Here is a 21,639-nt window from a genome sequence, read left to right as displayed (position 1 = left end):
GCGATCGCGCAATCGCAGAACTGACGGGGTATTGACTTCTCTACACCTATTAGGGTTTCTTAAGGGCATGAGGGAGGACCGGAGACTGCGTCGGCGCAACGAAACCGTGCGGGAGATCCTCGACACCGCGCTCGCGGTGATGGCGGAAGAAGGCGTCGCCGCACTGAGCATGTCCGAGGTGGCCCGGCGGATGGGGATGCGGCCGCCCTCGCTCTACCAGTACTTCCCGTCCAGGACGGCCGTCTACGACGCCCTGTTCGAGCGGGGGATGCGGGAGACGGTCGGTGTCCTGGAGCCGTACCGGGACATGCTGTCCCGCGATCCGCGCGGTGCCCTCCTGGCGGGCCAGCAGGCCACCGTCGCCTGGGCGATGGCCCATCCGGTGCTGGCACAACTGCTGTACTGGCGGCCCGTACCGGGATTCGAACCGACCCCGCGGGCCTTCGAACCCGCGGTGCGGCAACTGGAACTCCTGCGGGACGCCCTCCGGGCCGCCGTACGCGCCGGGCAGCTGTCGCCCGCCGCCGCCGACGAGGAGGGGGTGGCCCTGTGCACGGCGCTGATGGCGGGCGTGATCAGCCAGCAGCTCGCCAACGAGCCGTCCGCGCGGGTCGAGGAGGGGCGCTTCACCCGGCTCACCCGGACGGCGATGGACATGTTCTTCCACTTCTACGCCCCCAAGGAGGGCGAGAGCGATGACGCAGACCTACGGGGAGGCCGCACGCCTGCCGCAGACCGACCGTGACCAGTCGGCCGCGGTCGCCGAAGCGGAAGGCCGGGCCGCCATGGCCGTACTGGAAAAGCTGGGTGACGACGACTGGCACCGTCCCACCGACTGCGTGGAGTGGGACGTGCGCACCCTGGTCTCCCACCTCGTCGCCCAGTGCGAGGACAACATCTCCCTGGCCACCATGGCGCGCAGGGAGATCACGGGCAGGCGGCGCCACCCTGGCATGGGCCCGGTCGACGCCCACATGGCGGCGCAGATCGCCGACCACACGAGCGCGTCCGGACCGGAGTTGGCCGCGCGATTCGCGCTGCTGTGGCCCCGTGCCGCACGGGCGCGACGGCGCCGCCCGGGTCTGATGCGGCGCGCCAGGATCGACACCGGTGTGGCCGCGGCGCCCCGGATGTCCGTCGGCCACCTGCTCGACACCATCTACAACCGCGACCTGTGGATGCACCGCATCGACCTGGCCCGGGCCACGGGACAGTCCCTCGTGGTGGGCGAGCACGACCGGCTCATCGTCGAGCAGGTGATCCGCGATCTTGCCCTGGCCTGGTCCGGGGCACCCGTCGCGCTGGAGCTGACCGGGCCCGCCGGGGGCGCGTGGCTGCTCGGCTCGGGCGAGCCGGCGTCGGTCGTCCGGGCGGACGCCGTCGCCTGTCTGCGCGCCCTGGCCGGACGCGATCCGGACGTGCCGCTGGAACTCGTCCGGGGAGCGGATACGGCGCTCGCGGCCGTCCGCCGGGCCCGGGTCGTCTTCTGATCCGCCGTCGGGCGCCCTGGGAGCAGGCCCGGACGGAACCGTGGGACGGCGTTGTGCCGGTGCCGCCCGGGCCGCGCGCCTTCGTGGCCGGGGCGCCGGGGGTGCCGCTACGAGGTGAAGGTCTCGATGTACTCCTCGGGCTCCCCCAGCTCCGGCGCGTCGCGCAGTTCGATGTGCTCCCCAAGGCGTTCCAGTTCCAGCAGGGTGACGGTGTTCTCGCCCGGTACCAGGAGCGGCGCCGGGAGGTAGAGCGTCACCTGGGGGCCGATCTCCCAATACCGGCCGAGCAGGAAGCCGTTGATCCAGACGAACCCCTTGGCGAAGCCGGGGAGGGCCAGGAAGGTGTCCGCCCGTTCGTCCACCGCGAACCGTGCCGTGGCGAACCCGGCCGTGCCCCGCGGGTCGCCGGCGGCCGCAGCGCGGGCGACCTCCTCTCCCGACCACTCGTCCAGCGGCAGCGGGTGCGTCGTCCAGCCGTGGACCATCCGGCGTCCCACTCGGACATGGCCGAGGATGCCCTTGCCCTGCCCGAGGAGCGGTCCGTAGTTGATCCGCCCCTGGTTCTCGACGAGGAGTTCCAGCCGCACCCGCCGGCCCGTGCCCTGGAGGGTGAGCGTGCCGGTCTCCCGGTCGAGGATCCCGGCCGGGACGCCGTCGACGAAGACCTGGGCGCGGTCGTGCAGTCCGCTGACGGTCAGGTCGATGGCGCCTTCGGGGAGTTTCGGCTGCGCGCGGTGGAGCACCAGGCCCGAGGACTGTCCCAGCTCCTCGAAGGTCAGCGGGTGAGGTGAGTCCGCCTGCCGGGACACGGCTTCCAGCCCGCCCAGCAGTCCGGCGCCCCGGACGACCGGGACGACGCGGGGTGCCAGCAGCACGGGGTCGGCGGGCGCCGGCTGCTCCGGGCGGCCGGTCAGGGCGTTGAGCTGGTCGCGCAGGGCGTGGAACTTCGGGGTGAGCCCGCCGTGTTCGGCGATCGGCGCGTCCGAGTCGTAGCTGGTCACGGTCGGCTGGACGGACTCGCCGTCGTGGTTGGAGCCCGCCCAGAGCCCGAAGTTGGTGCCGCCGTGCGCCATGTAGAGGCTGACCGAGCCACCGGCGTCGAGGATGTCGCCCAGCGTCCCCGCCGCGCTCCGCGGCGAGCGGACGTGGTGCGGCTCCCCCCAGTGGTCGAACCAGCCGTTCCAGAACTCCGCGCAGAAAAACGGCTCGCCGCGGCGGCGCTTGCGCAGCAGGGCGGCGGCCTCGGCCGCCTGGGAGCCGAACGTCGCGGCCGCGAGCTCCTCGGGCAGGGTGCCGCCGTCGAGCATCAGCTCGGTCGGGCCGTCGGCCGTGAAGAGCAGTTCGGTGATGCCGCGCTCCACCAGGGCGTCGCGGAGCCGACGCAGATACACGTGGTCGTCGCCGTAGCTGCCGTACTCGTTCTCGACCTGCACCGCGACGACGGGCCCGCCTTGCGCGGCCTGAAGGGCGGCGAGACGCGGGATCAACCGGTCGAACCAGCCCGCCACGGCGTCCAGGAAGGGGCCGTGGGAGGACCGCGGACGCATCCCCGGCGTGCCCGTCAGCCAGGCGGGCAGCCCGCCGTTGTCCCATTCCGCGCAGATGTACGGGCCGGGCCGCACGATCGCGTCCAGGCCGGCCTCCTGCGCGAGGCGCAGGAACCGTTCGACGTCGCGCCACCCGTCGAAGCCCGCCCGGCCCCGGTGCCGCTCGTGGAAGTTCCACGGCACATAGGTGTCGACCGTGTTCAGACCCAGGGCGGCCAGTCGTGCCAGCCGGTCCGCCCACTGCTCGGGGTGCACCCGGAAGTAGTGCAGCGACCCGGCGAGCACGCGGTGCGGACGGCCGTACCGCAGGAGTTCTCCGTCCGGGTGGGACAGGGCGGGCGCCGGCTGTTCCTCTCTCATGACGCGGTGGCGCGCGTCCGGCTTCTTCACGGCCGCTCCTTCGAGGTGGAGTACGGAGAACGGAACTCCGGCTCCGGGGATGCTAGTGCCCCGACAGGCAACGTTCGCCCCGTCGCGGGCAAACGTTGCCTGCCGCGGCACTAGCGATGCGGCAGGGACGAGGCGGCGCGATTGCGGCAGTCCGGCGGTGCCCGGCGCTACGGCACGTGCCGCGCCGGGCTGGTGGCCATGTGAAGCAGGGACTCCAGGGGGCCGCGCCGGAACAGCCGGGTCCATACGGCGGCCAGCAGCACGGCGGCGGCGATGAAGGCGAGGAGCACGGGAAGGCCGGACATGCCGTCGTCGTCGATCGCGGCCACGTGGCAGACGTCCGAGAGGAACCACAGAGCGACGATGTGCAGGACGTACACGGTCAGCGCGATCATGCCGACCGCGGCGACGGGTCCGGCCGCGCGCGTGAGCCGTGGCAGCCGGTCGGCGACGGTCAGGCACACGGCCATCACCACCAGGGCCACGCCCGTGTTGCCGAGGATGGAGAACGTCGTCTCGCTGTGCGGTGCGGCCACCAGCAGCCAGGCGGGCGGGACGTGGTCCCCGGTGTCGCCGACCCGGTCGGACCACCACGCCGAGTTCGCCGAGCTGCCGTCCGTGGCGGCCGAGACGGCCGTCAGGGCGCGCGGGACCAGGCGCAGGGCCAGCCAGGAGCCGCCGTAGCCGAGCAGGGCTAGAGCGCCCCCAGCGGCGGCCAGCCGGGACCTGACACCGGGCCTGCCGAGGTCGAGCCGGGCCACCGCCATGCCCGCGACCAGGAACGGGATCCAGGCGAGTACCGGATACCCGCCGGTGAACAGCAGTCCGATGACGCCGTCCGTGCCGGTGATCCGGGCCAGCGGGTCCCGGGCGACGACCGCGTCCGCCCACTGCCCGTCCTCGATCGACTTCCGCACCACGAAGAGGATCTGGGGCAGGACCAGCGCACCCGCCGCGGCGATGAGCGCGAGGACCCCGGCCCGCAGCCGGTACAGCGGCAGGACGGCCAGGAAGAGCAGTCCGTAGAAGCTGAGGATCACGTCGACTCCGGTGCCCAGCGCGGTCAGGGCGTAGCCGAGCACCACGAGCACGACGGCGCGGATCACGACCCTGACCATGGCCTGGCGGCCGGCCCGCCCGGTCCGGGGGCGCGGCCGACCGGTCAGGATGATCAGCGAGAAGCCGGCCAGCACCGCGAAGAGCGCGGAGGAGCGGCCCCGTGCCGTCTCCAGCACGAACCCCACAGGGCCGCCCACGGTCACGTCGGGTCCGACGTGCGCCGAGTACATGCCGAAGACCGCGAGTCCCCGGGCGAGGTCGATGCCGATCAGCCGTCCCGTCGAGGGCGGCCCGGCGCGGGTGGCGGCGGGCTCGGCGCCCGGCCCGGACGGCGTCTGTGACGGCACGGCCGACGATGTGTTCTGCGTCATGTCCTCAGACTGTGCCAAATACCCGTCGTAACCCATATGCCACCTTTCCGGACGCACCCCTGCCGGTAGACCGTAGCCGCCCCGGCCGACCGGCCGTCACCGTTCCGCCGGTGGACGGGAGTACGCACGGTCCGCAAGCAGGCGGACGCTCTCCGTGATACAGATCGAGCGACGGGCTGCGACGAGCGGAGCGCACGTGATCCGGGTGGTGGTGGTCGACGACGAGGCCCTGGTCCGCGGGGGCTTCACGCACATCCTCAACGCGGCGGACGGCATCGAGGTCGTGGCGGCCGTGCACGGCGGGGAGGCGGTGCGGGCGGTGCGCGAGTCGCACCCCGATGTCGTACTGCTGGACATCCGGATGCCGGACGTGGACGGGCTCATCGTCCTGGCCGACCTGCGGCGTCTGCCGGACCCTCCGGTGGTCGCCATGCTCACCACGTTCGACACCGACGAGTACGTGGCGACCGCGCTGCGCTCGGGAGCCGCCGGTTTCCTGCTCAAGGACACCGACCCCGAGCACCTGCCGTCCCTGGTGCGTGCCCTGGCCCAGGGCGGCACGGTGCTGTCCTCCACGGTCACCCGGACGGTGGTGGACGGCTACCTCAACAACAGTGTGCGCGAGCCGTCCGCAGTCCGGCTCACGGCCCGGCTGACCGAACGGGAGCGTGCCGTCCTCGTCCTCATGGCCGAAGGGCTCGCCAACACCGACATCGGCGCCCGGCTGCATCTGAGCACCGGCACCGTGAAGGGGCATGTCAGCGCCGTACTCGGCAAGCTCGGGGTCGGCAGCCGCGTCGAGGCGGCGCTGGTCGCCGAACGTGCGGGCCTGCTCCCGCCGTCGCGGGACGGCCGTACCGGATGAGTCCCCGACGGCCGCAGCCCGCTCTGCTGGACGCCGCCCTGGTCCTGGCCTCGCTGGCCGACGCCGCGGTCCACGTCCGCGTCGAGCCGCGGGTGGCCACGGCCTGCGCGCTGCTCGCCGCCCTGGCCCTGGCGCTGCGCCGCCGGCTGCCCCTCACGACGTTCGTGCTGACGCTCCCGGCCACGCTGGTGAGCGAGGCCGTCATCGCCCCGATGGCCGCGCTGTACACGCTCTCCTCGCTCAGCCGCCACCGCCCGCTCCTGGCCGGCTGCGCCCTGGTCCACGCGGCCACGGACTTCCTGCCCTGGCCGTGGTCGTCCCTGAAGGCCGCCGAACTCACCCGCACCGGCACCCTCTTCCACCTCAGCTACACGCTGGCCACCGCCGCCGCGCCCGTCTTCCTGGGCCAGTTGGTGCAGGCCCGGCGCGATCTGTCGCTGCGGCTCGCCGAGATCTCCGAGGCCCGCGAGTACGAGCGGCTGCTGACCGCCCAGGGCGTCCTGGCGAAGGAACGCGCGCAGCTCGCCCGTGAGATGCACGACGTCGTGTCCCACCAGGTCAGCCTGATCGCCGTCCAGGCCGGGGCGCTCCAGGTGGCCGGCCCCGACCCCGGGACGCGGAAGGCCGCGGCGACCATCCGGCGGCTCAGCGTGGAGACGCTCGACGAGCTGCGGCACATGGTCAGCGTGCTGCGCGCCTCCGGCAGCCGCCCCACCGAACTCACCCCCCAGCCGTCCCTCGCCGACCTGCGACGGCTGGTGGACGGCAGCGGCATCGAGGCGGAACTGAAGACGGACCTGCCCGAGGACCTCCCTCCCCCGGTCCAGCGCGCCGTCTACCGCACCGTGCAGGAGGCGCTGACCAACATCCGCAAACACGCGCCCGGCGCCAGGGCGACCGTCCGCGTCCAGCACAGCGGCGGCACCCTGCGCGCCACGGTCACCAACACCGCCCCCACCCGGCCGGCCCTCCCGCTGCCCAGCGCCCGGCACGGCCTGGCCGGCCTGCGCCAGCGCGCCGAACTCCTCGGCGGTACGGTCACCTCCGGCCCTACGGCCGACGGGGGCTACGAACTCCTCCTGGAGCTACCGGCCGGCGACCCGTCATGACCACCCGCGGCCCGCGGGCACGTGCAGTGCTCCGGGCCGCACCGGTCGGCGCCTCACCGGCGCGCGGTACCCCCCGGTGCGGCCGCCGTCAGGATCTCCAGCGCACATAGGACTTGAACACCGGGCCGGGCAGCAGGGCCGCGAGCCGGTCCTGATCGCAGCGGGACAGGCCGGCGAACGCGCAGCCGATCGCCGGGGCGGCCAGCAGCGCGATGAGGACGGCGACCAGCGCCGCGTCGAGCGCGCTCTCCCTCTGGTAGCCGCCGAGGATCAGGGCGCGGACCCGGATCCGCCCTCCTGCCCTGCCCTCCGCCCAGTGCAGGGCCGCGGCCGTGTCGATGAGGCTTCCGTCCTCGGCGACGAACAGCCCGGAGCAGGTCGTGCCCTTGCCTCCCTTGCCGCTTCCCGCCGGATGGCACTCGCGGGCCGTGAACACGCCCGGGGTGCCCGCCCATCCCACCGCGGAGGCGGCGACCGTACCCAGCAGCACGATGCCGGCCAGGAACACGGCGGACCCGCACCACCACAGGAGCCGCCGGAGCGGGGCGGCCGCGGGCGCGCCGGCCCGATCGGCCGGTTTCCGCAGGGCCTGCTGCCGTTGCTCACCGGTGTGCCCCCAGGAGCCGGGCGCGCGGGAGGCGCCCGCGGCACCGGTCGCGGCACCGCCGCGCCGCGCACGCCGGCGCAGCGCTGCCCTCTTGTGCGACCTCGCCACACCCGCCTCCCGCCCGACCGCGCCGTCCGTGGCGGCGCGCCGGCTTCGTCGTCCACGTCGGCCCGGCATCGTCGCCCGTCTCAGAGGCGACTGAACTTCTCGATGTCCTCCGTGAACTCCTCGATCGCCTGTGCGGTGAGCGTGGGCCGGGTGTCGGCGATGGCGTCGAGGTAGTCCTCGGTGGTGGCCGGACGGCCCTGCCGCCGCGCGACCTCCCGCTCGAAGGCGGCCTGCGCGCCCTTGCGGGCGGCGAACACGATGTCCGCCGGAGTGAACAGCTCGCTGGCGGCGACCAGTTGGGCCACGTCCACCGGGTCGGCGGCCCGGAGGTAGCGGTCCCAGATCGCCGAGCGGGCCGTCGCGTCGGGGGGTCCGATCGGGATGACGTAGTCGAACCGGCCCGGTCGCAGGAACGCCGGGTCGAGGGAGCGCACCGAGTTCGTGGCGCAGACCAGCAGCCGGGAGTCGTGCTCGCGGAAGCCCGGGATGAGCTTGAGCAGTTCGTTGGTGACGCCGTGTCCCGGGTCCACCGCCACTCCGGACCGCACGCCGGCGATCTCCTCGACCTCGTCGATGAAGAGCAGCACCGAGTCCAGTTCCGCCAGGTCGGCGAACACCCCCCGCAACGCCGCCGCCAGCCCCTCGCTCGTGTCGGCGGCGAGCCGGGAGGGGAAGATCTCCACGAACGGCCAGGCGAGTCGCGAGGCCACCGCCTTGGCGAAGCTGGTCTTCCCGGTGCCGGGCGGGCCGAAGAGGATGACACCCTTCGGCGGGGCGACGCCGTAGCGGTCGGCGAGCGCCGGCTCCGCCAGCGGGAGCACGACCCGTCGTTCCACGACCTGCTTCTCCCGTTCCATGCCGGCCATGGCGTCCCAGAGCCCCTCGGGAAGCATGCGGCCGCCCAGTTCCGTGAGGGCGCCGGCGTCGGAGGGTCCCTGCGGTTCGAGTTTCTCGTAGAAGACCAGGTCGTCCCGGAACCGGTAGCCGCAGTGCTCCAGGGCCGAGGTCCCGGCGGCACCGGGGGGCAGCAGGGCGCTGATACGACGTACGCCCAGCGCCCTCAGACGCCGTTCCAGTTCGGTGAGGAGGGCGCTGCCGATGCCGCGCCGGCGCCACCGGGCGGCGAGCGCCACCAGGAGGATCCAGCCGCGCTGCCCGCTCGCCCGGGCCGCGGCCATGCCGACGAGTTCGTCACCCACGACGGCGACCACGGCGTTCTGTCCGGCCCGGGCCTCGGCCATCACCTCCGAGACCGGGAAGACCGGTTCCTCGTCCGCCTGCCGGCTCTCCTCCCAGATGAGGATCGCCTGGTCCAGATCGTCGTCGTGATAGTCGCGCAGGTGCCATGCGGGCATCGCAACCACCTCACCGCTCCCGGCAGTCCATTGTCTCCGCCGGCACGCCGGGCGGCGAGCCGGGCGGGCCGGGGTGGGTGCGCGCCGCGCACTGGTACGCACCCTTCCCGGTTCCTCAGCCGGTGGAGCTCGTGTCGAGGTGGGCGAAGACGACCACGTTCTCCTCGTAGTCCTTGCTGATGCGGTTGAAGTTTCCGCCGCACGTGATCAGTCGCAGCTGGGGAGTCGTCGTGTCCGAGTAGACCTTGTCGTCGGGGAAGTCCGCCTTGCTGAAGGAGTCGAGGGAGTCGACCTTGAAGCGGGCGACGGTCCCGTCGGCGCGCGTGATGTCCACGGCGGCTCCGGGCTCGAGAGAGTCCAGCTCGGCGAAGACCGCGGGACCGGTCATGGTGTCCAGGTGACCCACGACGACCGACGCTCCGCGCTCACCGGGCGACGGTCCGCCCTGGAACCATCCGACCATGTTGGTGTCGTCGGCCGGCGGTGGGTTCAGCTGTCCCGAGGCGTTGAGGGTCAGATTGGTGAAGGGCGCGTCCACCCCGATGTCCGGGATCGAGAGCCGTGTCGGTTGCGAGCGGGGCAGTGACTTGTCGTCGGCTTCCGCGCCGGCGTTGGAGCCCGCACTGGAGGGGGAACTGCTGCCGGCGTCGGCGCTCGGTTCGGCCGACGTGGAGGCCCGGGGGGCGACGGCCGCCGGGCGCTGGGTGTGCTTGGGGTGCGCCACGGGCGCGGCGACCAGGGAGTTGTGGATGAGCGCGATGCCCAGCCCGACCGCTGCCGCGGGCCACAGCAGGCGAAGCCGGTAACGACGCGTGGCGGGCTTGGTCCCGCTCTGCTCCGTCTGGGGCGGCTGCTGAGAAGCCATGGACGGTGCCTTTCGTCATTCAAGGGGTGGTACTGGCCGCGGGCGACGGTTGGGGTCGGCCGCCGCTGCCGCGGCCTGCGCTGCCCTCCTGGGGAGGTGACGCAGACCGCGGCAGCCCAGCGACGAGCAAGAGCAGCCCGATCAGGCCGCGGAAGGGTCCGACGCCTGACGGCGGCGGAGCATGTACGCACCGGCGCCCAGGCCGCCGAGCAGCAGCGCGGCCCCGAGGCCGAGGGTGGCGTTGGAGGACTCGGCCAGGCCGCCGCCTCCGGCGTGCACGCCACCGTGCGGCCGGTGCTCACGGCCCTCACGGCCTTCGTGACCCTCACGGCCCTCACGGCCCTCACGGCCTTCGTGGCCCTCACGGCCCTCACGGTGCTCGCCCTTGCCGCCCTTCTCACGACCGCCACGCTCGCCCTCTTCACGGCCGCCGCGGTCGTTGTCGGCGTTCATCATGGCCAGGGCACCGCCACCGGCGTGCACGCCACCGTGCGGCCCGTGCTCACGGCCCTCACGGCCCTCACGGCCCTCACGGCCCTCGCGACCCTCGCGACCCTCGCGGTGGTCACGGCCCTCGCCACGCTCGCCCTTGCCGCCCTTCTCACGGCCACCGCGACCCTCGTCACGGTCACCACGGTCGCCCTCGTCACGGCCACCGCGGTCGTTGTCGGCGTTCATCATGGCCAGGGCACCGCCACCGGCGTGCACGCCACCGTGCGGCCGGTGCTCACGGTGCTCACGGTGCTCACGGCCCTCACCGCGGCCTTCACCACGGCCCTCGCCACGGCCTTCACCGCGGCCCTCGCCACGGCCCTCGCCGCCCTTGCCGCGGCCCTCGCCGCCCTTGTCACGGCCACCGCCGTTGTCGCGGCCACCGCCGTTGTCGCGGCCACCGCCGTTGTCGCCGCCGCCACCGTTGTCACGGCCACCGCGGCCTTCGTCGTTGCCGCCGTTGTCCCCGCCGGGGGCGCCGCCGTCGGCCTTGACGGCCTGATGCTGCGCGGAGGGGAGCGCGGACTCGGTCAGCGCGCCCGCGGCAGGGGCGGAGAGCGTCACGGCCGCGGCCAGAGCCGCGGAGGTGAACAGAGTACGGGTGATACGCATGGGTGGTTCCTTCCGTCACGACTGCGAGAGCCGGCCCAACGCCCACTCAATCGGGAATCGCAGCGGCGACGTGATCACCTTCAGCGGAATCCTGACGCCCCACCACCTGAGCGTCGCATTCGGACTACTGACACCCCCTCCATACGTCCGCGCGAGGGACCGGACGCGGCCTCGGACACGGCTCTCCCCGTCTCGATCAGGAGGGGCCGAATCCCCTTGTCCTGGCCGGTTTCCGGTGACCTGAGCGGTCGGCGAGCCGCCCGCGCGCCGGGCGAACTCGTGCGGGGGTACGCGGTCCACGCCCGCCATCCGTATGGCCCGCAGCCGAACGGTGACCGCCCGCTGTCAGCGCCGAACTGCCATCCGTCTTTGGTAAACCCGCGCTCTGAATACGCAAAGAGGACACAAAGTGTGATGGAACCACATAAAGACTCGCCGTCGACGCACCGCCCCCGCGCGAGTCGCGCATTCGGAGCGCCGGCGGCAACGGCATCGGCACCCGGATGCCGTGCGGCGCGCGCCGAAGCATCCCCGAAGTCGCCTGCTCCTCTGCGCAGTTGAGTCACCGGCGCGGTCAACCTCCCCGGTGGGCGTTGCGGGTTGAGTGGAGACCGCGGCCGGTTCCGCGCTTCGAGGGCCGCACTTCCGGAGTCCGGTCGGCTCGGGCCGCGAAAAGGCGGTGCGCCCACCACGCGGGGAGTATAATATTCATCAGTCGGTGAATTGCTGCTCTCCTGAGAGGCGGGGCCGTGATGGAGCGGACCACGTGTTGTGTGGTGGGAGGCGGGCCCGCGGGCATGGTGTTCGCGCTGCTGCTGGCCCGGTCGGGCGTCGCCGTGACCGTGCTGGAGCAGCACGGCGACTTCCTGCGGGACTTCCGCGGCGACACCGTGCACCCCTCGACCTTGGCGCTGCTCGACGAGCTGGGCCTGGCCGGGCGCTTCGCACGGCTGCCCCAGCGCCGGGTGCGCACCGTCCAACTGCCCGCCGGTCCCGGCCGGTCGATGGTGACGGTCGCGGACCTCGCGGTGCTTCCCGGCCCGTACAACTACGTCGCGATGGTGCCCCAGTGGGACCTGCTCGACCTCCTCGTGGACGAGGCCCGGAGCGAGCCGTCCTTCGACGTGCGGATGAACACCGAGGCGACCTCCTTCCTGATCGAACGCGGCCGGGTCACCGGGGTGCGCTACCGCACCTCCGACGGCCGCACCGGTGAACTGCGCGCGGTCCTCACGGTCGCGTGCGACGGCCGCGGATCGCTGGCCCGCTCGCGACCGGAACTGGGGCTGCGCCGTTTCGACTGCCCGATGGACGCCTGGTGGTTCCGGCTGCCGCGGCACGAGGGCGACCCGAGCGGCCTGGTCGGCGGCGCGGGCGACCGCTTCCTGACCGCGATGATCGACCGCGGGTCGTACTGGCAGTGCGCCGCGCTCATCCCCAAGGGCACCGACGCGGAGCGCCGCGCCGCCGGGATCGACCGCTTCCTGACCGACTTCGCCGCCGCCGTGCCCTGGGCGGCGGACCGCACGCACACCCTGCGCTCCTGGGACGAGGTCAAGCTCCTGGACGTGCGGCTGGACCGGCTGCGCCGCTGGCACCGTCCGGGACTGCTGTGCATCGGCGATGCCGCGCACGCGATGTCCCCGGTCTTCGGCATCGGCATCAACCTCGCCGTGGAGGACGCCGTCGCCGCCGCCCGGTACCTGGTCGAGCCGCTGCGCCGGGGGACCGTGGGGCTGCGCGACGTACGCGCCGTGCAGCGCCGCCGCCGTCCGACCACCGTCGTGACGCAGGCTCTGCAACGGGCCGCCCACGCCGGGTTCATCGCACCCGTCCTCCGGGGGCGGCAGCCTCTCGGCACCAGCGGCCTGCTCATCGGATCCCGGCTGGGCCGGCGCCTGCCGGCGTACTTCTTCGCCTACGGCGCACTGCGCGAGCGCCCACCGGAGAGCGCGCTCCGCGGCCCCGGGCGGCCGTGAGGCCGCGGGGCCGGGCGGCCGTGAGGCCGCGGGGCCGGGCGACCGTAAGGCCGCAGGGCCGGGCGACCGTAAGGCCGCAGGGCCGGGCGACCGTAAGGCCGCAGGGCCGGGCGACCGTAAGGCCGCAGGGCCGGGCGACCGTAAGGCCGCAGGGCCGGGCGACCGTAAGGCCGCAGGGGGCCGACGGCCTTCGGGCCTCGCGGCCCGGCGCTCGCGAGGCCGACGGGTGCGACGGCGGCAGGACCCGAGGGTTCGGCGCGCGTGTCGGTCGCCGCCTCCGGGCGGCGGGGAACGGATCCACGCCCGGGTCGAGCGACCCGCCGGGACAGGGTCCGCGGCCTGGACACGAGAACCGACCGGACGCGAGAACCTCCCGGACACCGTGCCCGGCCGGATCGGCCCTGGTGGGCCCGCTCCGGGTGCGCGGTGTGCGGGCGCTCGCGTCCTCGCCTGGTCAGGGTTGCCCGGTGGTGCGACGCTGGGGTGGTGAGGTGTCCGAGGAGGGGGTTCCGGGAGGGCCGATGGGACGTGACGTCCCGGCGCTGGTCTTCACCCGCGAGGACCGCCGCCGGTACCGGATCAAGATGCAGAAGTGTCTCGACGCGTTCGCGCAGATGCTGCGCGAGTCCCGGTTCGAGTCCGAGCGGCCCCAGGTGGGGCTGGAGATCGAGCTGAACCTGGGCGACGACGGGGCCGAACCCGCGATGCGCAACAGCGACGTGCTGGAGGCCATCGCCGACCCCGCATGGTCGACCGAGCTGGGCCGGTTCAACCTGGAGATCAACATCCCGCCGAGGCGGCTGACCGAGGGCGGACCCGACGCCTGGGAGTCCGAGATCCGCGCCGCGCTGAACCACGCGGAGGACCGCGCCGGTTCCGTCGGCGCGCATCTGATCATGGTCGGCATCCTGCCCACGCTGCGGCAGGAGGACGTGGGCGAGGCGGCGCTGTCGGAGAATCCCCGCTACCGGCTGCTCAACGACCAGGTCTTCGCGGCCCGGGGCGAGGATCTGCACATCGAGGTGGACGGCGTGGACCGGCTGCGGACCTACGCGGACACGATCACTCCCGAGGCCGCGTGCACCAGTACCCAGTTCCATCTCCAGGTCTCCCCCGACGAGTTCGCCGGCTACTGGAACGCGGCGCAGGCGATCGCCGGCGTCCAGGTCGCGCTGGCGGCCAACTCGCCGTTCCTGTTCGGCAAGGAACTGTGGCACGAGACCCGTATCCCGCTGTTCGAGCAGGCCACCGACACCCGCCCGGAAGAGATCAAGGTGCAGGGGGTACGGCCCCGGGTGTGGTTCGGCGAGCGGTGGATCAACAGCGTCTTCGACCTCTTCGAGGAGAACCTGCGCTACTTCCCGGCGCTGCTGCCGCTGTGCGACGAGCAGGACCCCGCGGAGACCCTGGACCGGGGCGACGTCCCGGAGCTGGGCGAACTCACCCTGCACAACGGCACGATCTACCGCTGGAACCGCCCCGTCTACGCCATCTCCCACGACAAGCCGCACGTGCGGGTGGAGAACCGGGTACTGCCCGCCGGGCCGACCGTCGCCGACACGCTCGCCAACGGCGCCTTCTACTACGGGCTCACGCGCGCCCTGGTGGAGGAGGACCGCCCGGTGTGGTCGCGGATGTCCTTCTCGGCCGCCGAGGAGAACCTGCACACCGCGGCGCGGCACGGCATGGAGGCACGGCTGTACTGGCCCGGCATGGGCGAGGTGCCGGTGCCCGAACTCGTGCTGCGGCGGCTGCTCCCGCTGGCCCACCAGGGATTGGAGCAGTCGGGCATGGACGACGCCTGGCGCGAGCCGCTGCTCGGCATCATCGAGCAGCGGTGCGTCACCGGACGCAACGGCGCGATCTGGCAGAAGGAGATGTTCCACCACATCGACGCCACCACCCACTGCGGCCGGCACGAGGCCCTGCGGCGCATGACGCAGCAGTACGTCGACTACATGCATCTCAACGCCCCTGGACACACATGGCCGGTCGAATGACGGGACCGCCCCGACCCCAGGGTCTGTTCCGAGTTCCCCGCCTGCGCCCCGACGCCCGGTGCGCCCGCGCTCCGCGCGGACGACGGAGAACTCGGAACAGGCCCTAGTCGCGCCGACGGGTTCGGGCGGATGGCGCCCGGTGTCCTGTGCGCGGGCCGGATGGTGTCCGCCGCGACGCACTCGTCCCTGTGGTCCCGGGCCGGATCCCGCGCCCCGGTCGTCACGCTGGCCGAGGAGCGCCTGTATCCGGGGAGCCTCGTCCTGTAGACGTGGAACGGCCCCGCCCGCTTCCCGTCCGCATCCTACCCGGTGGTGATCATGGGCTTTCAACTCGCCGTGTCCGCGCCCGTCCTCGGCCTCTCGTGGCACAAGTGCCCCTGGCGCGAGGTCCCGACGGCGGGAGCCGCCCGATGACCGGCGACGGACCGGGCCCCGGCTTCCGGCCTCGGGCCGCGCTGGCGATGTCGCCGGACGCCGCCGCGGCGGTCCTCGACGCCGCGGCGCTCGACGCGCTCCGCGCGATCTGCGACCTCGCGCCCCTGCCCGTGCTCGACGACCTCACCACCGCGCGGGCCCGCTCCGTGCTCGCCGACGTGGACCTGCTGGTCACCGGCTGGGGCTGCCCGCCCCTGGACGCGGCCGCGCTGGCCGCGGCGCCCCGGCTGCGGGCCGTCGTGCACACGGCGGGCAGCGTACGCGGCCACGTCACCGAGGCCTGCTGGGAGCGGGGCGTCGAGGTGTCCTCCGCCGCGGCCGCCAACGCCGTCCCGGTGGCCGAGTACACGCTCGGCATGATCCTGCTCACCGGGAAGCACGTACGGGAACGCGCCCACGAGTACCGTGACCGCCGCACCCGCGGGAACTGGCTGCGCACCCCGGTCCGCGTCGGCAACTACGGCCGCACCGTGGGCATCGTGTCGGCCTCGCTCGTCGGCCGCCGAGTCATCGAGCTGCTGCGCCCGCACGACTTCGAGGTGCTGCTGTACGACCCGTACGTCGACGCGGACCAGGCAGCCGGACTCGGCGTGGAGGCGGTGGGGTTGGCGGAGCTGTTCGGTCGCTGCGACACCGTCAGCGTGCACACCCCGCTGCTGCCCGAGACCCGCGGTCTGATCGGCCGGGCCCTGCTCGGCTCCATGCCGGACGGCGCCGTACTGATCAACACCGCGCGCGGCGCCGTCGTCGACCAGGCGGCGCTCACCGAGGCCGTCCTCGCCGGCCGCATCCGCGCCGTCCTCGATGTCACCGAGCCCGAAGTCCTGCCCGCCGACCACCCGTTGTGGGACTGCGAGCACGCGCTCCTGACCCCGCACCTCGCCGGATCCGAGGGCAACGAGTGGCGGCGCCTGGCCGAACTGGCCCTCGCCGAGACCGCCCGCTGGGCCTCGGGCGCCGGCTTCCACCATCCCGTACGACGCGAAAGGCTGGCCTTCCTCGCATGAGCATTCCTCTCGGACTCCCCGCCGAGGACCGCGCGTCGAGCCCGTACACCGGTTACACCCGGGCCCACTGGGAAGCGGTGGCGGACGGTCTGACGACGGCGGCGTGGCGGTGGAGCACGCCCGGCGACGCCCTGCTCGACCTGCCGGGGCGGCCCTCCCGTTCGGGAACGCGGTCCGACGGCCTGGAGGGGTATGCCCGTACCTTTCTCGCCACCGCCTTCCGTGTGGCCGGTGCCGGCGGGGACGACCCGCACGGCCTGCTGGAGCGCTACGCGCGCGGCCTCGCCGCGGGCACCCTTACGCCCGGCCGTGACGACACGGAATCCTGGCCGGTGATCCTCGGCCACCATGTGCAGGGCCAGCCGATGGTCGAGTCGGCGTCGGTCGCGCTCGGCCTGCGGCTGACCGCGCCCTGGCTGTGGAAGCACCTCGACGACGGCGTACGGGACCGGGCCGAGGCCTGGCTGCGCGGGGCGCTGCGGCACACGCCCGCGCCGAACAACTGGTACCTGTTCCCGTTCACCGTCGCGGGGTTCCTCGAGTCGGTGGGGCGCGGCGACGCGGAGACCGCCCGGGCCCGGGAGCGCGCGCTGGAGCTGCTGGAGGGCTGGTACGCGGGCGACGGCTGGTACTCCGACGGCGACGGCCGTGCCTTCGACCACTACAACGGCTGGGCGCTGCACCTGTATCCGGTGCTCGACGCCCGCCTCGGCGGCGACCGCGCGCTCCTCGCCCGCTACGGCGACCGGCTGCGCGCGCATCTGGAGAGCTTCTCCCTGATGTTCGGCGGGGACGGCGCTCCGGTGCACTACGGGCGCTCGCTCACGTACCGGTTCGCCGCTTCGGCGGCGGTCGGGCTCGGCGCCGTGACCGGTCACACGCCGCTGGCTCCGGGCACCTCGCGCCGGCTCGTGAGCGGCAGCCTGCGGTACTTCCTGGACCGGGGCGCGTTGACCGATGACGGTCTGCTGAGCCTGGGCTGGCACGGTCCGCACGCCGCCACGCTGCAGGCGTATTCGGGGCCGTCCTCACCGTACTGGGCGTCGAAGGCGTTCGTGTCGCTCCTCGCGCCGGCCTCCCATCCGCTGTGGACGGCGGTGGAGTGGCCCGCACCGGTGGAGGAGGCCGACCGGATGCTCGCCCTGCCGGCCGCCGGGCTGCTGCTGCAGGCGACCCGCGCCGACGGGATCGTACGGCTGCACAACCACGGCAGCGACCACGTCCGTCCGCACGTGGGCGAGGCGGAGGCCGGCGACGACCCGCACTACGCGCGTCAGGCGTACTCGACCCGGACCGGTCCGACGGCGCCCGGGAACGTCGCGGACAACCACCTCTCGGTGGAGGTGGACGGCCGGCCCAGTACCCGTCGCCGGATCCACCCGCTGGGTGCCGGCCACGGCGACGGCTGGGGCTGGGCGGCGTCCTGGCACCTGCCGGTCTTCGTCACCGGGCCCCCGATGGTGCCGGGCCTGCGGGTGGAGAGCGTCACGGTGGCGTACGGACGTCATGAGCTCCGGGTGCACCGGGTGGTCGGAGCCCCGGGCAATTCCCGCGTCACGCAGACGGGTTGGGCCACCGGGCCGGAGCAGGACGTGGTGTCGGCGCTGTTCGGGCTGCACGGCTGGGACCCCTCCCCCGGCACGGTCCGCGCTCCCCGGGGCACCGCCTGGACCCGGTGGGCCGAGGTGCCGCGCCTCACGGGACCGGCCAAGGGCACCTGTGTGCACGTCGCGCTCGCCGCGCTGACCGCCGAGCTCGATCCCGTGCCCCTGGCGGAGGCGGTGTCCCGGTGCGTGGCCGACGAGAGGGGCGTCGAAGTGATCTGGGCCGACGGTGCCCGCACCCGGGTCGCCTTCGATCCGCCGGCCGTGTCGCACGAGGGGAACCGTTGAGCATCCCGAAGGCGTCCTTGCGTAATGACCCGTGGGCGTGCGCGGAGCCGTCTGTGAAAAAAGCGGTGCGGGGTTGTGAGCGTGTGGTGCGCCGCCCGCGCGACGGTCCGTCAGATCACTGCGGGGCATGGCGACTTGGCCGTATAAATCGTAGATATCGCGCAATCCGCCTCATGTAGCGAACTCATAACGGTTAACGGGCGGCCCGCGGGAAGCAAGACCCGCGCATATCAGGGCGCGGCCAAGTGGCCAACGGCTCCGGGCACTTGCTCTCCCGGACCTGCAGAGGGTGCCCTAACTGAGTGATAGCATCCCCGCGTCCGTGACCTTGGTCCACTCGGCTCGGGCACTGCATTGAGGTCGGCCTGTTCTCAACGCAACAGCCGTAGGGTCGTTCCGAGCGGTTGTGCCGCGGACTTCCACGAGGCGCCACCCACCCACGGCTGCAGGCTAAACGCCAGGAAAGGTTTCCATGAATCGAGACGCACTTGTTTGGTGCCTGGTTGCCGCGGTGGTGCTCGCCGTCGCCGCGGTCCTGGTGCTCTATCGTCGAAATAATGCCATCACGACGAAAAAGAGCCAGGCCGAGGCCGCCTACACGCAGAAACTGAGCGAGGCCGAGGGGCAACTTGCCACGGTGTGGCAGGAATTGCAGCGTCACAAGGCCGAGCACGACCAGACCATCCGCGAGGCCGAAGAAGGAGCCGAGGAAAGCACCAAGGCCGTTCTCAAGGGCTCCGCACGTTTTCTCCAGAGCCTTGCGGCCGAGCAGTTGACACTTCTTGAGGACATTACGCGGAAGTACGGCGGTCACGCCGTGCTCGGTGATCTGCTGGAGGTGAACCACGCCAACGCGCAAATGGCGCGGAAGGCTCAGGGCATTGCGGTGATGTGCGGTGCGCCGCTGGGTCGCCGCAGTAAGCCGGCGAGCGTTTATGACGTGGTGCGCAGCGCGCAGGGACAAATTCGCAACTTCCGCCGTGTCGAAATCATGCAGCAGAGCGGTTTCGCGTTGAAGGCGTCCGCGGTCTCGCCGGTCGCTCTCGCCGTCGCGGAACTCCTCGACAACGCGGCCAGCTTCTCCCAGCAGGGTTCGCCGATCGAGGTGACCTTCCAGCGGGTGCAGAAGAACCTGTGCATCGTCATCGACGACGCCGGTGTCGGCATGAACGACGAGGACCGGCAGAAGGCGTCCACCCTGCTGTCCGGCGAGTTCCGCCCCCGGCTGTCCCACCTGGGCAACCAGCCGAAGTTCGGTTTCCCCGTCATCGGCCTGCTCGCCCAGCAGTACGGGTTCCGGGTGGACGTCACCGGCATCTCCCGCTACGGCGGCGTCCGCGCGGTCGTCCTGCTGCCCGAGGAGTTGTGGACCGAGGAGGAGATCGCGCCCGCCGAGGTCTCCCAGGTCAGCCCGATCCGCAGTGCGACGGGCCGGTCCGAGGCCGGGACGCGCACCGCGCACGGTCTGCCCAAGCGCGGAGCGCGCCAGGTGCCCATAGCCAGTGTTCCCGACGCCGCTCCCGACCGTGTTCCCGCCGACGACGACTCGGCGCGGCCCGTCGCGCCGGCGGACGAAGCCGGCCGCTCCGGCCGAAGCCTGGGAGCTTTCCAGCGCGGCACACTCTCGGGCCGGAACCTCTCCGCGGCTCCGATCGAAGGGTCCGATAACGCATGACCAACGACCTGTCGTGGATGCTCGAGGACATCGTGAGCAACGTGCCGAAGGCGCGGCACGCTGTTCTGCTGTCCGCAGACGGTCTTCCCCGCGGCGCTACCGACGGGATGTCGGAGAAGGACGTGCGCACCATATCCGCCGCCATGGCGGGGATGCAGGCACTGAGCCGGGCGACCTCCCACTTCGCCGGTCCGGGCGAGGACAGGCAGTGGAACCAGACGATCATCGAGTTCTCCCACGGCTGGATCTTCCTGATCGGGGCGGGGCAGGGTGCCTACCTCGCCGCGGCCGCGGCGCCCGACGTCGACATGCAGCAGATCTCCTTCCGCATGCACCGGCTCGTCGCCAGGCTCGGCAACAACCTCACCTCGCCTCCCCGGGTCAACGCGGAGGCCGCGGCGGAGCGTTCCGGCCGTGCCGGGAGCCAGATGGGCGACAGGCGGGGAACCGGCGTTCTGATCGCCGACCTGGACGAGGCGGTCAACCAGGTGCGGGGCGCCCGTCACGCGGTGCTGCTGGGCGCCGACGGCCTGCCCCGCGGTGCCACCACGGGCATGAGCCAGGACCTGGCGGACACGATCTCGGCGGCCATGACCGGCATCCACGCCTACAGCCGCGCCACCTCGCAGTTCGCCGGGGTGCACGAGCACGCCAAGTGGCGGCAGACGGTGATCGAGTTCCAGCACGGCTGGATCTTCCTGATCTCGGCCGGTCAGGGCGCCTTCCTGGCCGCGGCGGCCGACCACGAGGCCGACATCGAGGAGTTCACGACCCGGCTGCACCAGGTGGTGCCCCGGCTGAGCGAGCATCTGTCACCACAAGGGGCGGTGAGCAGCAAGTGAGCGATGAGCCCGATCTCGAGCTGACCTCGGCCTTAGTGCCTCTGTTCGTGGTCACGAACGGGCGTTCCCTGCCCCCGGACCACGCCTACGAGCGCACCACCCTGGTGTCCGCGGAGGACGGCGTCTCCGCCGTCGGCCGCATGCTTTCCCCGGAGGCGGGCCAGGTTCTGGAGATGGTCACGGACGGTTTTCTGTCCGTCGCGGAAGTGGCCGCCCATACTCACCTGCCGCTGGGGATCGTCCGGATTCTTCTGGCGGAGTTGGAGGACGGCGGCCTCATCATCACGAGGAAGCCCGTCCCCCGTGCCGAACGTGTCGATCGGGAAATCCTCAGCGCGGTACTCGATGGCCTCAAAGCCCGATTCGGAGCGTGATACGTGTACCTGGATTCAGCCGTCTCCACCGCGGTCAAGATCCTTGTGGTGGGCCACTTCGGAGTCGGGAAGACCACGTGCATCGGAAGTATCTCCGAGATCGAGCCTTTGCGGACCGAAGAGGAGATCACCGAAGCGAGTGTGGGATTTGACGACCTGTCGGGAACTCCGGACAAGACGACCACGACGGTCGCCATGGACTTCGGCCGACTGACCATCAGCGACGAGGTGGTGCTCTACCTCTTCGGAACGCCCGGTCAGGAACGCTTCAAGGAGATGTGGGAAGAGCTGTCCCGGGGTGCCCTCGGCGCCCTGGTCCTGGTCGACCCCGAGCGGCTCTCCGAGTCCTTCCCGGTCCTCGACCTGGTCGAACGCTTCGGCCTGACCTACGCCATCGGTGTCAACCACTTCGAAGGCACCACCGACTACCCGCTCACGGAGGTGCGCGAGGCCCTGAACCTGTCCGCGGAGACCCCCGTCGTCGCCTGTGACGTACGGGACCAGAACTCGGCGGCGCAGGCCCTCATCACCCTCGTGCACCACCTTCTGTCCCTCATCTCTTAGG

19 protein-coding genes are annotated in these 21,639 nt (G+C 72.4%); 13 read left to right on the top strand and 6 right to left on the bottom strand.

What is annotated here, in order from left to right:
* Positions 1-67: 67 nt before the first annotated feature.
* A complete protein-coding gene (locus tag OIE49_RS34575; protein WP_326805740.1) occupies positions 68-745 on the top strand; it encodes a TetR/AcrR family transcriptional regulator in 678 nt (225 codons plus the stop codon).
* Entirely contained in the window at positions 696-1,490 is a 795-nt protein-coding gene (locus tag OIE49_RS34570; RefSeq protein ID WP_326805739.1) for a maleylpyruvate isomerase family mycothiol-dependent enzyme, read from the top strand. Before OIE49_RS34575 ends, OIE49_RS34570 begins: the two co-directional genes overlap by 50 nt.
* 107 nt (positions 1,491-1,597) lie before the next feature.
* Here OIE49_RS34570 and OIE49_RS34565 read toward each other — a convergent pair whose 3' ends face one another.
* Together OIE49_RS34565 and OIE49_RS34560 are read right to left on the bottom strand one after the other, a co-directional pair.
* Positions 1,598-3,397 carry a glycoside hydrolase family 35 protein gene (locus OIE49_RS34565; RefSeq protein ID WP_326806413.1) on the bottom strand — a complete coding sequence of 600 codons (1,800 nt, stop codon included), beginning with the start codon at positions 3,395-3,397 and terminating at the stop codon, positions 1,598-1,600.
* A 197-nt stretch (positions 3,398-3,594) separates the two neighbouring features.
* Positions 3,595-4,857 carry a DUF418 domain-containing protein gene (locus OIE49_RS34560; RefSeq protein WP_401743726.1) on the bottom strand — a complete coding sequence of 421 codons (1,263 nt, stop codon included), beginning with the start codon at positions 4,855-4,857 and terminating at the stop codon, positions 3,595-3,597.
* Positions 4,858-5,053: 196 nt separating this feature from the next.
* Between OIE49_RS34560 and OIE49_RS34555 the strand changes: the two genes are divergently transcribed.
* Together OIE49_RS34555 and OIE49_RS34550 are read left to right on the top strand one after the other, a co-directional pair.
* On the top strand, positions 5,054-5,722 hold the full coding sequence (locus OIE49_RS34555; RefSeq protein WP_326805738.1) for a response regulator transcription factor: 669 nt from the start codon (positions 5,054-5,056) through the stop codon (positions 5,720-5,722).
* Complete coding sequence (locus OIE49_RS34550; protein WP_326805737.1) at positions 5,719-6,831, top strand: sensor histidine kinase; 1,113 nt, start codon at positions 5,719-5,721, stop codon at positions 6,829-6,831. The genes OIE49_RS34555 and OIE49_RS34550 overlap by 4 nt, the downstream gene beginning before the upstream one ends.
* 88 nt (positions 6,832-6,919) lie before the next feature.
* On the opposite strand, the gene OIE49_RS34545 is transcribed toward OIE49_RS34550, so the two are convergent.
* The 4 genes from OIE49_RS34545 to OIE49_RS34530 all read right to left on the bottom strand — a co-directional run bounded on the left by OIE49_RS34545 (position 6,920) and on the right by OIE49_RS34530 (position 10,870).
* Entirely contained in the window at positions 6,920-7,546 is a 627-nt protein-coding gene (locus OIE49_RS34545; protein WP_326805736.1) for a hypothetical protein, read from the bottom strand.
* 80 nt (positions 7,547-7,626) lie between these two features.
* Positions 7,627-8,901 (bottom strand): ATP-binding protein, encoded by a 1,275-nt coding sequence (locus OIE49_RS34540; RefSeq protein ID WP_326805735.1) that lies wholly within the window; start codon positions 8,899-8,901, stop codon positions 7,627-7,629.
* A gap of 115 nt (positions 8,902-9,016) precedes the next feature.
* On the bottom strand, positions 9,017-9,766 hold the full coding sequence (locus tag OIE49_RS34535; RefSeq protein WP_326805734.1) for a class F sortase: 750 nt from the start codon (positions 9,764-9,766) through the stop codon (positions 9,017-9,019).
* 141 nt (positions 9,767-9,907) lie between these two features.
* A complete protein-coding gene (locus OIE49_RS34530) occupies positions 9,908-10,870 on the bottom strand; it encodes a hypothetical protein (RefSeq protein ID WP_326805733.1) in 963 nt (320 codons plus the stop codon).
* A 752-nt stretch (positions 10,871-11,622) separates the two neighbouring features.
* On the opposite strand from OIE49_RS34530, the gene OIE49_RS34525 reads away from it, so the two are divergent.
* From OIE49_RS34525 to OIE49_RS34485, 9 genes are all read left to right on the top strand, one after another.
* Positions 11,623-12,849, top strand: a complete 1,227-nt coding sequence (locus OIE49_RS34525; RefSeq protein WP_326805732.1) for an FAD-dependent oxidoreductase — start codon at positions 11,623-11,625, stop codon at positions 12,847-12,849.
* 521 nt (positions 12,850-13,370) lie between these two features.
* Positions 13,371-14,849 (top strand): glutamate-cysteine ligase family protein, encoded by a 1,479-nt coding sequence (locus OIE49_RS34520; RefSeq protein ID WP_100572486.1) that lies wholly within the window; start codon positions 13,371-13,373, stop codon positions 14,847-14,849.
* Between the two features lie 129 nt (positions 14,850-14,978).
* A complete protein-coding gene (locus OIE49_RS34515; RefSeq protein WP_326805731.1) occupies positions 14,979-15,116 on the top strand; it encodes a hypothetical protein in 138 nt (45 codons plus the stop codon).
* 143 nt (positions 15,117-15,259) lie between these two features.
* The gene (locus OIE49_RS34510) at positions 15,260-16,291 is read left to right on the top strand and encodes a hydroxyacid dehydrogenase (RefSeq protein ID WP_326805730.1); all 1,032 of its coding nucleotides are present in this window, start codon (positions 15,260-15,262) and stop codon (positions 16,289-16,291) included.
* Positions 16,288-18,183 carry a DUF2264 domain-containing protein gene (locus tag OIE49_RS34505; RefSeq protein ID WP_326805729.1) on the top strand — a complete coding sequence of 632 codons (1,896 nt, stop codon included), beginning with the start codon at positions 16,288-16,290 and terminating at the stop codon, positions 18,181-18,183. Before OIE49_RS34510 ends, OIE49_RS34505 begins: the two co-directional genes overlap by 4 nt.
* A 472-nt stretch (positions 18,184-18,655) precedes the next feature.
* A complete protein-coding gene (locus OIE49_RS34500) occupies positions 18,656-19,858 on the top strand; it encodes an ATP-binding protein (RefSeq protein WP_326805728.1) in 1,203 nt (400 codons plus the stop codon).
* Positions 19,855-20,700, top strand: a complete 846-nt coding sequence (locus tag OIE49_RS34495; protein WP_326805727.1) for a roadblock/LC7 domain-containing protein — start codon at positions 19,855-19,857, stop codon at positions 20,698-20,700. The genes OIE49_RS34500 and OIE49_RS34495 overlap by 4 nt, the downstream gene beginning before the upstream one ends.
* Positions 20,697-21,074, top strand: coding sequence for a DUF742 domain-containing protein (locus OIE49_RS34490; RefSeq protein ID WP_326805726.1), 378 nt, complete (start codon positions 20,697-20,699; stop codon positions 21,072-21,074). The genes OIE49_RS34495 and OIE49_RS34490 overlap by 4 nt, the downstream gene beginning before the upstream one ends.
* Positions 21,075-21,077: 3 nt before the next feature.
* Complete coding sequence (locus OIE49_RS34485; RefSeq protein WP_100572491.1) at positions 21,078-21,638, top strand: GTP-binding protein; 561 nt, start codon at positions 21,078-21,080, stop codon at positions 21,636-21,638.
* Position 21,639 lies beyond the last annotated feature (1 nt).

The organism is Streptomyces sp. NBC_01788, from assembly GCF_035917575.1.
In the GTDB taxonomy this organism is placed as follows: Bacteria; Actinomycetota; Actinomycetes; order Streptomycetales; family Streptomycetaceae; genus Streptomyces.
This window is presented reverse-complemented; position numbering and strand designations above follow the sequence as displayed.

Excerpts from the sequence above, each read along its gene's own strand:
- OIE49_RS34575 (WP_326805740.1), top strand. The coding sequence starts at position 68 with ATGAGGGAGGACCGGAGACTGCGTCGGCGCAACGAAACCGTGCGGGAG.
- OIE49_RS34570 (WP_326805739.1), top strand. The coding sequence starts at position 696 with ATGACGCAGACCTACGGGGAGGCCGCACGCCTGCCGCAGACCGACCGT.
- OIE49_RS34565 (WP_326806413.1), bottom strand. The coding sequence starts at position 3,397 with ATGAGAGAGGAACAGCCGGCGCCCGCCCTGTCCCACCCGGACGGAGAA.
- OIE49_RS34560 (WP_401743726.1), bottom strand. The coding sequence starts at position 4,857 with ATGACGCAGAACACATCGTCGGCCGTGCCGTCACAGACGCCGTCCGGG.
- OIE49_RS34550 (WP_326805737.1), top strand. The coding sequence starts at position 5,719 with ATGAGTCCCCGACGGCCGCAGCCCGCTCTGCTGGACGCCGCCCTGGTC.
- OIE49_RS34540 (WP_326805735.1), bottom strand. The coding sequence starts at position 8,901 with ATGCCCGCATGGCACCTGCGCGACTATCACGACGACGATCTGGACCAG.
- OIE49_RS34535 (WP_326805734.1), bottom strand. The coding sequence starts at position 9,766 with ATGGCTTCTCAGCAGCCGCCCCAGACGGAGCAGAGCGGGACCAAGCCC.
- OIE49_RS34530 (WP_326805733.1), bottom strand. The coding sequence starts at position 10,870 with ATGCGTATCACCCGTACTCTGTTCACCTCCGCGGCTCTGGCCGCGGCC.
- OIE49_RS34525 (WP_326805732.1), top strand. The coding sequence starts at position 11,623 with ATGGAGCGGACCACGTGTTGTGTGGTGGGAGGCGGGCCCGCGGGCATG.
- OIE49_RS34520 (WP_100572486.1), top strand. The coding sequence starts at position 13,371 with ATGGGACGTGACGTCCCGGCGCTGGTCTTCACCCGCGAGGACCGCCGC.
- OIE49_RS34515 (WP_326805731.1), top strand. The coding sequence starts at position 14,979 with ATGGCGCCCGGTGTCCTGTGCGCGGGCCGGATGGTGTCCGCCGCGACG.
- OIE49_RS34510 (WP_326805730.1), top strand. The coding sequence starts at position 15,260 with ATGACCGGCGACGGACCGGGCCCCGGCTTCCGGCCTCGGGCCGCGCTG.
- OIE49_RS34505 (WP_326805729.1), top strand. The coding sequence starts at position 16,288 with ATGAGCATTCCTCTCGGACTCCCCGCCGAGGACCGCGCGTCGAGCCCG.
- OIE49_RS34500 (WP_326805728.1), top strand. The coding sequence starts at position 18,656 with ATGAATCGAGACGCACTTGTTTGGTGCCTGGTTGCCGCGGTGGTGCTC.
- OIE49_RS34495 (WP_326805727.1), top strand. The coding sequence starts at position 19,855 with ATGACCAACGACCTGTCGTGGATGCTCGAGGACATCGTGAGCAACGTG.